This window comes from Neobacillus sp. NPDC097160, from assembly GCF_044762155.1.
Classification (GTDB): domain Bacteria; phylum Bacillota; class Bacilli; order Bacillales; family Cytobacillaceae; genus Neobacillus.
In genome coordinates this window covers 116,814-131,597 of sequence record NZ_JBIWDU010000015.1, presented here as the reverse complement: position 1 = coordinate 131,597, position 14,784 = coordinate 116,814, and the positions used below count along the sequence as shown (strand labels likewise).

Below are 14,784 nucleotides of genomic sequence, written 5' to 3'. Positions count from 1 at the left end.
TTAATTGTGACGTACTGGTGCTTGTAGTGGGACAGCCAGAGCTTGTAGATGTACTAATGAAGTTCCGATTGTTGTATATCCAGCATGAGGGACACGTGGTTTTGAACCAGACCCACTACCAATTTGTAAAACTCCAGCATTGGCGATAATGCCAATTTTTAAAAAATTCATTTCAAATGTTTGTTTAAGATGTTTATCCATATCATTCACCTCTTATTAATATATGATCAAAAATTAGGTTCAATTCCGAGTATAAAGTCATCGAATAGAATTAATTGCACACTACGAACATTTAACGCAAAAAGAAAATGGACATTGTTCAAAGGAGGAATTACCGATCACATCGGACTATTTGTCCTTTTGATAGCCAGCAGGCAAGAGGCAATCCAATTCTATCGCAACACATTCCATCAAAACCCATTGAACTGTCACGCATATTCGCTAGATTCCAGCTTGCTAGGGGCAAAGATGTGATTTCGTTTGGGACATGAGGAAGGAATTTGTGATTTTTCCGGCAATAGCGGGATGTTTTATGCGGGTGGGAAAACCATAGAGACGGTTCTTGTGGTCGGCATGAACCTCATTTAAAACCACTGGAACCCTCCATGAGGTGATTAAATCTATGATTAGACCGAACATGTAGTAGCGCATGTTCGGTATTTTGTATTTTAATGTTCAAGGTTTTACTGATTGTAATGCCGCTTCATTCGAAGGTTTTCGATCAGTTTGGAAGAAGATTCTTTGTCCTTATTAATTCTAAATAAAGGGAATACAAGGCGTGGAAGTAAATAATTTTAGTCAAGCTTTAAGTACTTATTTAGGAACCTGAGTACACGGCGAGTATACTCCTTTTTATGCAAACGATACGAATGAATGTGCTCACAATCTTTTGTCAGCCACAATTCTTTTTGGTTATCGGATGGGATCGATTGAAATAATTTTTCGCTCTCGGCATAAGGAATAGCTTTATCTATCGTACTATGGATGATGAAAAAGGATTTTCCTTTCGTATTTTTCACATGATTGATGGGTGAAACTTCTGTGGGGTCAATTTTGAGGAGCTTGCGCATGGAATGATAAACAATCGGCGTAAATGGCCGTTTGGGTAGCTTGGTCCAATGCGAAAGGTTTTCTTTTAGGAAAGGTTCTAAATCACAAAAGGGACTATCGGCAATGATGACGGAAACAGCAGGGTGTTCGCATCCAGCAATAATCGCAGTAGCAGCTCCCATACTCCAGCCAAGGAGAGCAACTTTTTCCTGATGTTTTTCCTGAATCGCATAATCAATCGCTGAATACAAATCGTGTCTTTCAAAATATCCAATCCCCGTGGTTTTTCCCTTTGATTTCCCTGCATTGCGAAAATCAAACATCAGTACATTATAGCCTTGTTCTGACAGAATTTTAACGAGTCGCAGTCCTTCAATCTTTTCCATGGCACGTTCATTCATGTAACCGTGTGCCGTGATGACCGTTTTCTTGCTTTTCTTTGAAACTGCTGGAATCCACCAGCCAGACAGTTTTACTTGGTCTTTTCGGCTGAAAAATTCAATCTCTTCGAATGCAAGACCATATTCCCCTGGATTTTTTGTCGTCTTTGCCGGGAATGGATGAGTAAGATACAACCCTATCCCTAATGGGGCAAGAAAAAATAAAGCAGGTGCAGCCAAAAGCGGTTTCCATAGGGACTTACCTGATTTACTTGACTCCCCATTCTTTTCCTCACTCAACATGAACTCCTCCTCTCCATTTGAAGTCATCGGTACATTATCATATGTAAGACAACACAAAAATGGAAAATTATATAGTCCCATTTTATGCCTGTTTTTGCTGACCCTTTTTTAGAAGGAGAAGTAAATTCTTTTGGTGAATTATATCTTAATTACAAACAAATAAGGCAAAGGTGTGGCTATGAAACAAATTCAAGGTATTACGGCTGAAGGAGTTAGGTATATTAGCGAATCTGGGAAGCCTAGATTTATTGATTTTAAGAAATGCAATCAGAACTGGATAAAGTACAAAAGCCGAACGGAGAACCTTATGAATGATGAATTACAAGAAATTTCAGAAGAAGGGACAATACAAGGACTTGTTAAAAGTATCGAAGAAGATATTGTTGTTATATCTGCCTTAACAAATGACGGGGTACTTGATGGTGAACATATGTAAAAAAGAAAGATATAACTTGTATTACCTGTGATAAATCAAGAAGCAAATTGTATGAAGATTTTATACTCTAAGATTAGTAAAGAATAAATAAAACCAGTTTTGCGTAAAAGCTACACAAAGGAATTTGTGAATTATTATAACTGAAAGCAATCAAGGGATAGAGGTACAATTTTTTTGGATTTAATCAATTACCTAAAGGTATCGACCCTTTTATTAAAACCAAATTAGTTGGGTTAAAAGGTCAACCTAGAAAAACGAAAACCTCTTTGTAAAAGTTAACGGATAGCGATAGTTAAAGATCATTAGTCTAATTCCTCGGTAAAACTGCAAAGGAATTAGACTTTTTTTATCTCTCAAAATCCTTAACGTTGTATATCTGCATTTTTTTGATATTACTCCATTGGTAAATGTGTTGGCAACAAGTGGTAAATTTTGTTACAATTGCTGGTAAAAAACATTGCAGAAGTGGTACATTCTTATGGCTGTAATCAAACACAACAGTATATTAAAAAAACAATAAATGAAGCTGATACGGAATTATGCGTCTCCTAGGGTCAGACCACCGATGTGCAAACGCTTTAGCGCACTGGGGGTCTGACCATTTTTTCTGTCATTTAACCATAAAAAATAATGAACTGCACACCAATTTTTCAGACTCAAAAAAGCAGAAAAAATTAAGAAAGTACTACTTCAAATGAAGGTTTTGAAATCAATACTTTAATTCAAACGAATGAGGGGAAATATAACGACAGGCAAACTGATACAGAAAATTATCCAAATAATAGATAAAGTTTATGTAAAAAGTGGTAGGAAAAGCAATTTCGATGCAACTCACTTTTTTGAAAATTTACGCTATTTAATAAAATTATTTGTTGCAAATTAAATGATTCCTAGTTTATAATGTGACTAAATCGATTTACTAAACCGGTTTATCAAAAGGAGATTTTTATGAAAAGGGTTACAATGGCTGATGTTGCTTTACACGCAAATGTATCAAAAAGTACTGTATCGCAATTCTTAAACAAGCGCTATGACTATATGGGGGAAGAAACTAAGGCGAGAATTGAGCTTTCTATACGTCAACTTGGTTATCATCCAAATGCAGTTGCAAGAAGTTTAAAACAGAAAAAGACCTCTACAATTGGAGTCATTGTAGGTAATATTTTGCTTTCATTTTCGACTCAGGTTATTCGAGCAATCGAGGATTTGTGTCATGAAAATGATTACCATGTTATTGTTTGCAATGCGGATGACAATCATGAGAAGGAAAAAAAATATTTTGAAATGTTAATCGCTAAACAAGTTGATGGACTTATTGTGTTCCCAACCGCGAAAAATTTAGAACTCTATGAATCTGTTTTAGAAGAACGATTTCCAGTTGTTTTTATGGATCGAGTAGTGCAAGGTGTGCTAGTAGATACCGTAGCTTTAAATAATTCAGTTGCCGCAGAGATAGCAGTTCATCATTTTATTGAGAAAGGGTATGACCGGATTGCAATAGTAACAAATTCACTGGTACGTCATATAACTCCCAGAACTGAGCGCGTTGAAGGGTATAAAAAGGCAATCAAGGATGCTGGTATTCCGATAAGAGAGGAATATATTTTAACTTTGGAAACAAATCAAATCAAGGATGGTCTTAAAGAAGTTTTCTCTTTGCCTAAACCACCACAAGCAATAATTGCTGGTAATGACTTAGTATTAGTGGAAATTTTAAATTATGTCAAAGAGGAGGGATTATTAATTCCCAGTGAATTAGCTTTGATTGGTATAGATGACGTAAGCTTTGCAAATTTTTATAGCCCTGCAATTACTACCGTAAAACAGCCTGCATTTGAAATGGGAAAAAAAGCAGCTGAGATTTTATTATCAAAAATTGAAAACGGTGACATCATTAAAGTACCAGAAACATATCGCTTTGAACCTGAATTGATTATCCGTGAATCCTGCTAGGGTTCAGTCGATAATTAAATACAAATTCAATCACCATGAGGTAACGTAAAAGGGAGATGGTAGAATGGTAGAAATTTTTACAATTGGGGATGCAATGATAACCCTAAATCCAGCAACAAAGGGTCCAATGCGTTTTGTAGAGTCTTTTCATAGAAAAGTTGGTGGAGCAGAGCTCAACTTTGCAATCGGTTGTGCGAGATTAGGTTTGAGAACTGGTTGGATTAGTCGTTTAGGAAATGATGAATTTGGCCGTCATATCCAGAACTTCGTCCGTGGTGAAGGGATTGACATTACACAGGTTAAACTGGTTGAAGGGTATCCAACTTCAGTTAACTTTAAAGAAATTATGGAAGATGGCACAGGACAAACTTTTTATTATAGGGCGAATTCCCCTACGTCAACATTAAGTCCTGATGATTTGACTGAAGAATTATTTAAAAATGCGAAAATACTTCATATTACCGGTGTCTTTCCGGCTGTAAGAGAGCAAAATTTTGAGATTATATTAAAAGCTGTTGAATTGGCAAAGAAACTACACGTACGTATCTCATTTGATCCGAATATTCGACTAAAACTATGGAGAAAAGAACAAGCAATTTTGAAGTTATCTCAATTATTGCCATTTGTAGATATTATCTTAACAGGAGAGGATGAAGCAGAGCTTTTATTTGGTGTAAAGGAACCAAAGCTTATCATTGAGGCTTGCAGGAAATATGGAATTTCACATATTGCAATAAAAAGAGGAGCGCATGGATCAATCGGATATCATAACGGTGTTTATGTTGAGGCACCACCTGCGAAGGCTAGAAAAGTGGTCGATACTGTAGGTGCTGGGGACGGTTTCGATGCAGGGTTTGTATATGGAGTAATCAACAATTGGCCCCTTGAGAAAACGTTAGAATTTGCAAACACGATTGGTTCGATGGTTGTTTCAGTTTCTGGAGATAATGAAGGGCTACCATATCTCGAGGATGTTCTCATACAAATGGGAGAAAGAGTATTTATCGAAAGATAGTTCTGAGGTGGTAGTGATGTTTTTGCAGCTTGCACTTGATAGATTGACAAAAGAAGAATGTTTTCAAATCGTTGAAGAAACAGAAATATCTATCGATTGGATTGAAATTGGTACAGGAGTAATAAAAGAGTATGGGATGGCCATGGTTAGGGAAATGAAGGCAAACTTTCCACACAAGACCATCGTAGCAGATATGAAAACATGTGATGCAGGGAAGCATGAGACCAAGCAAGCGTTCGAAGCGGGAGCAGATATTTCCACTGTGATGGCATTTTCTGCTAATCAAACGATTAAGGATTCACTTGAAGTAGCAAGGCTTTATGATAAAAAAATTATGGTTGATTTACTGGGAGTTTTCGATTGGAACCGGATTGATAGTCTGGTAGAAATGGGGGTCGACCTCCTATGTTTTCACTACGGTAAAGATATGCAGACCCAAAGAGAATTAGATGTTAAATCCCTACCTTTTTCTGATACGTTAAAGGACATTCAGATTTCTGTTGCTGGGGGGATCTCAGATAAAAATCTTCCTGAAATTCTCTTAATCAATCCGGATATTATCATCGTTGGAAATGGAATATCGATGGCAGCTGATCGAGGAAAAGCGGCCGCTTATATAAAGGAGTACATATCAAAATGAAGAAGATAATTCGAATGATTGGTGAAGAGGTCGTATCGGTTCTATCCAAAATTGATGAGGAAGAGGCATTAATGGTTTCAACACTCCTAAATAAGTCAAAACGGATTTTTGTTTATGGTGACGGGCGTTCTGGTTTGATGGGAAAGGCATTTGCAATGAGATTGATGCATGGCGGATACACCGTGTATGTAGTCGGTGAAACGATTACACCAAGTATTGAAGAAGACGATTTGTTAATTCTAATATCAGGCTCAGGTTCAAGTGATATGATGTATGATTTTGCAAAAAAAGCATGGAATATTGGCGGAAACGTGATTCTCATTACAACAAATCGTGATTCGAAAATTGCAAGTGTCAGTCATCATGTCCTTGTAATCCCGGCAGCTACTAAGTATAGAAGGAAAGTAGAGCCTGAAACGATACAGCCACTTGGAAATCAGTTTGATCAAAGTGTCCATCTTGTTCTTGACGGAATTATCATCCACAGCCTGCAAATGAATGAAACACTGGCACAAGATATGCTGAAAAGGCATGCAAATCTTGAATAGTTATTAGGCTGCAAATTATATTATAAAAGGAGCTCGATACCATGAAATTAACCGATCAGATTCAAGATACTGGCATTGTTGCAGTGATCCGCGGAGCTCTCCCATCTAACATTGTAGCGATTGCTAAAGCGCTAAAAAATGGAGGAGTCAAGCATATAGAAATTACTGTTGAAACTCCTAGAGTTCTGGAATTAATCGAAAAAGTGTGCTCAGAGCTAAGAGATGATATCATCGTCGGGGCAGGAACCGTACTTGATCCGGAAACGGCCAGAAGTGCCATTATGGCCGGAGCTAAATTTATATTCTCCCCTACGGTGAATGTCGAAACAATAAAACTTACAAAAAGGTATGGCGCCGTAAGTATTCCAGGAGCATTTACACCAACTGAAATTCTTACTGCTTATGAAAATGGTGCTGATTTTGTAAAAGTATTCCCAGCTAATGTCTGTGGTCCCCAATATATCAAAAATCTCCATGGACCGCTACCTCATATTCCTTTAATCGTAACAGGAGGAATAGATTTATCGAATATTGGTTTATACATTAAGGCAGGTGCAGTCGCCGCAGGGATTGGTAGTTCCTTAGTCGATACAAAAAAACCCATCACCGAAAATTATTTATTGGAGCTTGAAGGGAAAGCCAATGAATGTGTTTCAATTGTAAAAGCGGCTAGAAACTCTGCCAGCAATTTATTAATAAACAAGTAAATACCTATATCTAAAATGTTCTTACAAGAGCGTGTCAATAATTTTCAGATAATAAAGAATTTAATCAATATTAGATATTTTTAGAATCATAGATTCACATTGCGAAATAATGAAAAACAGCAATAGACCGCTTAGGGTCATGAACCTTTGGGTGAGTTAACGATAAAGTCATAAGGGAGGTAATCACATGCAAATTAAATATGAAATTCCATCAACCATTAATGAAAAAAAACGGGGAAGCTTCCTTTCATGGATGGATAAAAAAATACAAATTATCTTGTTGCTCCCGGCATTGTTTTTAATGATGGTTGTCTTTCTGTATCCGGTTTTATACACCATTTATCTAAGCTTTCATGATTGGACGTTCCTAACACTGAAGAATCCACCTTTTGTGGGTTTCCGAAATATTATCAATGTGTTTAAGGATGCAGGATTTTATAAATCCATGTTATTGTCTGGTATTTATGTCGGAGCTGGAGTTATGATCCAATTTTTCTTAGGTTTCACTCTGGCTTTAGCAGTTAACCGAATTACAGTTGGTCATGGTTTAGCTACCACATTACTTGTTTTCCCCATGATGGTCACTCCAGTGGTTGTTGGATTGATTTGGAAGTTTATTTTTGATTATAACTTTGGAATTTTTAACTACGTTTTGACTTTAATCGGTATGGACAAGGTAGCAATGTTAAACAGCAGTGCCCTGGCACTTCCATCTACCATTTTGGTAGATGTGTGGCAATGGACAGGATTTATGTTCATCGTCCTCTTGGCAGGGGTCAAATCGCTGCCTGAGGAACCATTTGAGGCTGCGCAAATGGATGGTGCAAATGTTTGGCAAACCTTATGGAATGTAACGATTCCATTGTTAAAGCCGATTATTATTGTGGCTTTAATCATGAGAATTGCCGGTTCGATAAAAGTATTTGATCAAATTTTCGTTTTAACCGGGGGAGGACCCGGAACATCGACTGAAACGATTTCGATTTTATTACACAGAAAAGCATTTGCAGATTTTGATTTTGGATATGCATCGGCATTAGCTATTGTTCTAACGGTCATTGTGGGAATAGTATGCTGGTTTGCAATCCGTGTACTTTATTCGGATAAGTAATGGATGAGGAGGAGGATTATATGTATAAAAATAAGTGGGCATATACATATGTGGTTGTATGTTTGCTATTATTTTTGTTTCCGATTTTTTGGGTGATGACTACTTCCATAAAGACCACTACACAGGCATTTCAAATACCGCCAGTTTGGTTCTTTAAGCCAAGTATTGAAAACTACACACAAGTTTTCAAAACACAGCCTTTTATTTATTACTTTTTAAATTCACTCATTGTCACCGTATTATCGACAGTTTTCTCTCTCATTATTGGAACGCTTGCGGGATATAGTCTGGCCAGAATGAAAATGAAAGGACAAAAATTAGTTAGTTTTACGGTTTTCTTTACAAAAATGTTTCCACCTATCGTCTTAGTCGTTCCATTCTTTGCCCTATTCCGGCAATTTGGAGGTACGGATACGTTATTTTCCTTAACGTTATCCTATATAGCATTCAACTTACCATTTGTAACGTGGTTAATGTGGGGCTTTTTAAAAGAGCTTCCAGAAAGCTTGGAAGAGGCTGCTCTTATTGATGGCACGTCAAGATTTGGTGCCATGTGGAGAATCATGTTACCGCTTGCCAAACCTGGGTTAGCCGTATCGGCCATATTTGCTGCTATGAATTCATGGAATGAATTTTTGTTCGCATTAAGTTTAACCGGTCAGCATGCAAAGACCCTGCCAGTCATGGCCGCCAATTTTGTTACACAGGACGCCATACTTTGGGGACCTGTTACGGCAACGGGGACCATGCTGATGATTCCGATGTTTGTCTTCACATTGCTTGTGCAAAAGCACTTAGTTAAAGGGCTTTCAATGGGTGCTGTGAAATAGGCATAAATCATTTTATTTAACAATTGAGGGGGAAAAGGAATGATGAAAAAACTATTGGCTCTTATTCTATTACTGGTGCTGATTGTATCAGGCTGCGCACCAGGTGAAAGTCAAAATGCATCTGGCGGAAGTGATTCAGGAGACAAAAAAGATGAGGTAAAGGAAATATCCGTTATTGCTCGTTCAGGGACTTATTATAATACCCTTGCAAAGGTAGCACCTGAATTTGAGAAAGAAACCGGTATTAAAGTAAATCTACAGGAAGTGGGCCGCGACGGTTATTTACAAAAGGTGTCTACTCAATTGTTAGGTCAAGGTGATAGTACAGATGTCATCTTAATGCTGAATAATTATATTGGACAATTCGGTGAAGGCGGACAATTTGAACCCCTTGATTCCTATATGAAAAAGGCCAATTTTAATTTGGATCATGTTATTCCAGCCGTAGCAGAATCCGTAAGGTACAAGAAAAAGGTATATGCTATGCCTTTAGATACAAGTACTCACTTCTTATTTTATCGAAAAGACTTAATTCCCAATCCTCCTAAAACCTGGGAGGAATATAAAGAAGTTGCGAAGAAATTTACGAAAAGTCAAAATCCTGATTCACCAACAGAGTTTGGTACGACCTTCCAAGGTAAGCGTGGAGAAACACAACCAAAAGAATGGTATCAGTATTTCTGGGCAATGGGTGGAGAAATACTGGATAAGAATAATAAACCTACATTGAATAGTGAAAGCGGAGTAGAAGCGTTAACGTTTGTTGTCGATAATCTTAGAAAAGAAAAAATTGTTCCTCCAGATGCGACAACTTATGAATTCCCAGAAGTATTGTCTGCCTTCCAAAATGAAAAAGTTGCAATGGCTGTAGAATGGAATACGGCCTACCCTCAAATGGCAGATGCAAACACATCTCCGAAGGTTTCTGACAAGTTTGCCATTGCAGATGTACCTGGTGGAAAGCCATTCATCCATACATGGACGCTTGCCATCAACTCAAATTCAAAAAGGAAAGAAGCAGCATTTAAATTTATTTCTTGGCTGTCCAGCCCTGAAGGTGCTAAAAAATATGCCCTTGCTGGCGGATTCCCTCCAGTACCAAAAGTATTAGAAGATTCTGAAGTAGTCAAATTACGTCCAGAGTTCCCGGATTTGCAGAGAACGTTGAATAAAGCGAAGGCCGAGCCAACCCTTCCTGAATGGCCGCGGATCCATGAATATATTACCGATGCTATTTCAAAAGCCCTTGCTGGCGAAAAATCGCCTAAGGAAGCATTAGATGAAGCAAATAAAGGTATCTATGATCTATTGGAATCAAGAGGATACTACAAAAAATAGATTAATAGGGAAAGGCATATTTTTCAGTATGCCTTTCCTAACAACGAATTAAGTAGTCCGATTCTATCAAAGGGGTGCCAGGAAATGAATCATTCTAAACTTTTGTCTGCAAATGAGGCGGTAATGCAGATTAATGATAATAGTACCATAGTTGTTGGTGGTGCGGGTGGAGGGCTTGCAGAACCTACTGCACTCCTAATGGCTTTAGAAGAAAGATTTTTGAACACCACGTCACCTCGGGATCTTACCTTTGTTCATATCACAGGGGTTGGAGATCGAAAAGAAGGCGGTATGTGCCATGTCGCCCATGAAGGATTAGTAAAATGTGATATCGGCGGACATTGGGATTATTTACCTAAAATGGCACGGCTGGCTAGTGAAAACAAGATAGAGGCATACAATCTTCCTCAAGGTGCCCTTTCACAGCTTTTTAGAGAAATTGCGGCAAATAGACCTGGATTGGTCACACATGTGGGCTTAAAAACCTTTGTAGACCCACGAATTGAAGGCGGAAAATTAAATTCAAGAACAACGAAAGATTTAGTTCATGTAATGAATTTTGCTGGGCAAGAAAAGCTGTTTTATGAGGTGTTTCCTGTCGATGTAGCTTTTTTAAGGGGAACCACTGCAGATGAGGACGGCAATATCACAATGGAAGAAGAAGCAGCGATCTTCGAAAATCTAGCAATTGCTCAAGCTGTTCGTAATAAGGGCGGGAAAGTGTTTGTGCAAGTAAAAAGGCTGGCAAGCAGGGGGACTTTGCATCCTAAACACGTAAAAATTCCGGGAATCTTAGTTGACGGAATCATTGTATGCCCAGAGCAAAAGCAAACCGTTGCTTCCTACTATAACCCTGCATATTCTGGTGAAATAAAAATTCCATTGCAAAAAATACAGCCGATTCCTTTCGATGAAAGAAAGGTAATTGCGATGCGTGCAGCATTAGAAATTCCAGCTAAAGGAGTCATAAATTTAGGGGTAGGTATTTCTGGCTCCGTTGGAGTTGTCGCAACAGAAATGGGGCTGGAGAATCAGTTCGTCTTTGCAGTTGAACAAGGAGTAATAGGCGGAGTGCCAGCGGGTGGAATTGAATTTGGTGCTTCGAGCAATCCTTTAGCCATTATTGATACGCCCTCACAATTCGACTTCTTTGATGGTGGAGGAATTGATCTTGCCTGTTTAGGAATGGCGCAGGTAGACGGATTTGGGAATGTTAATGTTAGTAAAATCGGAGACAGGATTATTGGGTGTGGAGGATTTATAAATATCGCGCAAAATGCAAAGCAAATCATTTTTTGCGGCACTTTTACAGCTGGTGGCTTGGAAGTTGAGATTAGGGATGGACAGCTAACCATCATCAAAGAAGGAAGACATAAGAAATTCGTTCATCAAGTTGACCAGATTACTTTTTCGGGTGAATACGCAAATGAAACCGGTCAAAAAGTCATGTTTGTCACGGAAAGGGCCGTATTTGAAATTGGAGATCAAGGTTTGATTTTAACAGAAATCGCTCCAGGAGTCATTATTGAAAAAGATATCCTTGCCCATATGGACTTTATGCCTGTAATTTCTAGTGAATTAAAAGAAATGAATTCAATGCTCTTCAGCCCATATATCGGTAGAAGAGTTACAAATAAAGTTTAATAAATCGATAACATAGGAGGAAAACATGATTTCTATTAGTCTTGAAAATAAGGTCGCATTGGTTACTGGAGCAGGAACAGGAATTGGCAAAGCAATTGCACTAAAATTGGCCGAAGCTGGAGCCAAGGTAGCTGTTAACTATAACAGCAGCAGAATTGATGCCGAAAAAGTTGTTTCAACGATAGTTGAGAATGGAGGAAGTGCAAAGAGTTATCAATGTGATGCAACAAACGAGGAAGCAGTCAAGGACATGTATCTAAAAATAGAAGAAGAATTAGGTAGTGTTGAAATTCTCGTTAATAATGCTGGTTCCCTAGTTGAAAGATGCGTAATTGAAGAAATGAGTTCGGACCTCTGGCAAACGATTGTGGATGTGAATCAAAAATCAGTATTTCTATGTTCAAAATATGCAATTCCATATATGAAAGCGAATAAGAATGGGAGAATCGTCAATGTTTCTTCTATTGCAGCTCGGAATGGCGGTGGCCTGGGGGCTGTAATGTACGCGTCATCCAAAGCAGCTGTAAGTTCGTTTACAAAAGGATTGGCAAAAGAGTTAGTGGGACACGGGATTTTGGTCAATGCTGTGTCTCCAGGAGTCATTACAACCCCTTTTCATGACCGTTTTACAAGCGAAGAAGCAAGGCTGCAATTCAAGAATGTCATCCCGTTAAGCAGGGAAGGAAATCCAAGTGAAGTAGCTGATGCTGTCCTGTATTTAGTATCTGATTTAAGCACTTACCTAGTTGGAGAAAATATTGAAGTCAATGGCGGACAATTAATGGATTAAGGAATCCTAAGTTTTTTATCAGGAGGTATAGCAAATGTGGAAATTCATAAATGTTACCCACAATCATGAAGAATCACTTTATTGGATCGAATTAAATAGACCTGAAGCCTACAATGCTTTCAGTGATGAAATGATGGATGAAATTAAAGCAGCACTTATGGAAGCGGAAAGAAAAAAAGACGTCAGAGCTGTCATTTTTTCTGGTAAAGGAAAGGTCTTTGCTTCTGGTGCTGATATTAAGGAACTCAAAGAAATGTCGCCTCTTGAAGCGTTATTTCCTAGAATGCAGCCATTATATGAATTCATCTACCAGTATCCAAAACCAACAATTGCAGCGATTGACGGCTATGCCCTCGGTGGTGGCATGGAGCTTGCTGCCGCTTGTGATTTAAGAATTGCGACAGAACGATCAAAATTTGGACTGCCTGAATCCAAGCTTGGCGTGATCCCTGGCGCAGGCGGGACACAGCGATTAGTTAAGCTTATCGGTGAAGCAAAAGTGAAGGAACTTGTCTACCTTGGAGATATGATTAACGGTGCTGAGGCTAAGCACATTGGCTTTATTAACTTTGTAGTTGGAGAAGCGGAACTAATAGACAGGGTTGTGGAGATTGCACAAAAGGTTACCGAAAAAGCACCAATGGCTTTAAGATTTGCCAAACAATGTATTCAAAGGCAGGCTGACATTCCTCAGGAGGTGGGAATGCTGCTTGAAAACCTAAGTCAAGCTTACTTATTTTCTACAAAAGATAAAACGGAGGGTGTAACCGCCTTCATTGAAAAACGTAAGGCGATATTCAATGGAGAATAAGGTTTTTTTATAAAAAATACCAATGAAGGGCGTGGTTGCTGATGGATTTTAAACTATCAGATGAAGAATTACTCATCAAAAAATTAGCTAGGGATTTTGCAGAAAAAGAGGTAAGACCAATCGCGAAGGACTTAAGTCATAATAAGGGATTTCCAACAAAGATTTATCAAAAAATGGGTGAGTTAGGATTGGCTGGAGTCCCTTATCCAGAAGAATTTGGCGGCGGCGATGGAAGCTGGCTCGCATTTACAATTGTACACGAGGAAATCGCGAGGGTTGATCCATCTGTAGCAAATTCGATAATGGGAAATTCTTCAGTATGTTCTCTGCTCTCAAACTTTGGAACAGATAAACAAAAGGAAAGATGGCTGACACCTATATTAACTGGTGAAAAAATTGGTGCAATCGCTTTGACTGAGCCAAATGCAGGTTCAGATGCAAATAATCTATCAACCACCGCTAAACTTGTTGGGGATGAATGGGTGATTAATGGAAGTAAGACATTTATCTCTAACTCCGGAACAGATATTACAGGTCCAATTGTTGTTGCAGCAGTAACAGGAATTGATGAAAACGGAAAAAAAGAAATAGGGACGTTTATTGTTCCAAGAGAAACTTCAGGTGTATTGGTAGGGCCTCTTTTACAAAAAATTGGGTTTAAGGGAAACGATACACGTGAATTGACGTTTGAAAATTGCCGAATACCAAAAGATTATCTTTTAGGAGACAAGGCAAAAGGCTATAAACAAACCCTTGAAACGATTTCTTCAGGGAGGTTTTTAATTGCTGCCATGGCAGTTGGTTTGGCTCAAGGCTGCTTGGATTTATCCCTTCAATATGTCAAAGAACGTAAAGCGTTCGGACGGAATTTAACAGAGTTCCAAAATATTCAATTTAAGCTGGCAGAAATCGCAACCAAAATCGAGATTGCTAGATTGATTACATATAAAGCGGCAGTGTTAAAAGACAACAAGGAGCCTTTTGCAATGGAGGCGTCGATGGCGAAACTGTTTGCTACTAAATCGGCAATGGAAATTGCTCATGAATCTGTACAAATGCACGGAGGCTACGGAATTATGGAGGAATATGATGTATCAAGATTTTTTGGAGATGCAAAGGTTTTAGAGATTGTCGAAGGAACAAATGAAATTCAAAAAATAATTATTTCTAGAAAATTAATTAATAAATAAAATCCACTGCAAATAGACCGAAAGTAAAAGGAGGCATA

Annotated in this window: 15 protein-coding genes; 13 read left to right on the top strand and 2 right to left on the bottom strand. The window is 38.3% G+C overall.

Features of this window, described 5'->3' with window-relative positions; all coding sequences use genetic code 11:
* A complete protein-coding gene (locus ACIQXV_RS20710; RefSeq protein ID WP_402961723.1) occupies positions 1-201 on the bottom strand; it encodes a hypothetical protein in 201 nt (66 codons plus the stop codon).
* A gap of 593 nt (positions 202-794) precedes the next feature.
* Positions 795-1,733, bottom strand: a complete 939-nt coding sequence (locus ACIQXV_RS20705; RefSeq protein WP_402961721.1) for an alpha/beta hydrolase — start codon at positions 1,731-1,733, stop codon at positions 795-797.
* A 178-nt stretch (positions 1,734-1,911) separates the two neighbouring features.
* Here ACIQXV_RS20705 and ACIQXV_RS20700 point away from each other — a divergent pair, with 178 nt between their 5' ends.
* From ACIQXV_RS20700 to ACIQXV_RS20640, 13 genes are all read left to right on the top strand, one after another.
* A complete protein-coding gene (locus ACIQXV_RS20700; protein WP_402961719.1) occupies positions 1,912-2,169 on the top strand; it encodes a hypothetical protein in 258 nt (85 codons plus the stop codon).
* Between the two features lie 948 nt (positions 2,170-3,117).
* On the top strand, positions 3,118-4,122 hold the full coding sequence (locus tag ACIQXV_RS20695) for a LacI family DNA-binding transcriptional regulator (RefSeq protein ID WP_402961717.1): 1,005 nt from the start codon (positions 3,118-3,120) through the stop codon (positions 4,120-4,122).
* Positions 4,123-4,186: 64 nt separating this feature from the next.
* The gene (locus ACIQXV_RS20690) at positions 4,187-5,137 is read left to right on the top strand and encodes a sugar kinase (protein ID WP_402961715.1); all 951 of its coding nucleotides are present in this window, start codon (positions 4,187-4,189) and stop codon (positions 5,135-5,137) included.
* Positions 5,138-5,153: 16 nt separating this feature from the next.
* Positions 5,154-5,777: a 3-hexulose-6-phosphate synthase gene (gene hxlA, locus ACIQXV_RS20685; protein ID WP_402961713.1), complete on the top strand. Its 624-nt coding sequence runs from the start codon at positions 5,154-5,156 to the stop codon at positions 5,775-5,777.
* Positions 5,774-6,325 carry a 6-phospho-3-hexuloisomerase gene (gene hxlB / locus ACIQXV_RS20680; RefSeq protein WP_402961711.1) on the top strand — a complete coding sequence of 184 codons (552 nt, stop codon included), beginning with the start codon at positions 5,774-5,776 and terminating at the stop codon, positions 6,323-6,325. Before hxlA ends, hxlB begins: the two co-directional genes overlap by 4 nt.
* A 41-nt stretch (positions 6,326-6,366) precedes the next feature.
* Entirely contained in the window at positions 6,367-7,032 is a 666-nt protein-coding gene (locus tag ACIQXV_RS20675; protein ID WP_402961709.1) for a bifunctional 4-hydroxy-2-oxoglutarate aldolase/2-dehydro-3-deoxy-phosphogluconate aldolase, read from the top strand.
* 187 nt (positions 7,033-7,219) lie between these two features.
* Positions 7,220-8,143 (top strand): carbohydrate ABC transporter permease, encoded by a 924-nt coding sequence (locus ACIQXV_RS20670; RefSeq protein WP_402961707.1) that lies wholly within the window; start codon positions 7,220-7,222, stop codon positions 8,141-8,143.
* Between the two features lie 20 nt (positions 8,144-8,163).
* On the top strand, positions 8,164-8,973 hold the full coding sequence (locus ACIQXV_RS20665; RefSeq protein WP_402961705.1) for a carbohydrate ABC transporter permease: 810 nt from the start codon (positions 8,164-8,166) through the stop codon (positions 8,971-8,973).
* A gap of 39 nt (positions 8,974-9,012) precedes the next feature.
* Positions 9,013-10,311: an ABC transporter substrate-binding protein gene (locus ACIQXV_RS20660; RefSeq protein WP_402961703.1), complete on the top strand. Its 1,299-nt coding sequence runs from the start codon at positions 9,013-9,015 to the stop codon at positions 10,309-10,311.
* An 84-nt stretch (positions 10,312-10,395) separates the two neighbouring features.
* Positions 10,396-11,955 (top strand): acyl CoA:acetate/3-ketoacid CoA transferase, encoded by a 1,560-nt coding sequence (locus ACIQXV_RS20655; RefSeq protein WP_402961701.1) that lies wholly within the window; start codon positions 10,396-10,398, stop codon positions 11,953-11,955.
* Positions 11,956-11,980: 25 nt separating this feature from the next.
* Positions 11,981-12,745, top strand: coding sequence for an SDR family NAD(P)-dependent oxidoreductase (locus ACIQXV_RS20650; protein WP_402961699.1), 765 nt, complete (start codon positions 11,981-11,983; stop codon positions 12,743-12,745).
* A gap of 34 nt (positions 12,746-12,779) precedes the next feature.
* On the top strand, positions 12,780-13,556 hold the full coding sequence (locus tag ACIQXV_RS20645) for an enoyl-CoA hydratase/isomerase family protein (RefSeq protein WP_402961697.1): 777 nt from the start codon (positions 12,780-12,782) through the stop codon (positions 13,554-13,556).
* Positions 13,557-13,597: 41 nt separating this feature from the next.
* Complete coding sequence (locus ACIQXV_RS20640; RefSeq protein WP_402961695.1) at positions 13,598-14,746, top strand: acyl-CoA dehydrogenase family protein; 1,149 nt, start codon at positions 13,598-13,600, stop codon at positions 14,744-14,746.
* Positions 14,747-14,784: the final 38 nt, after the last annotated feature.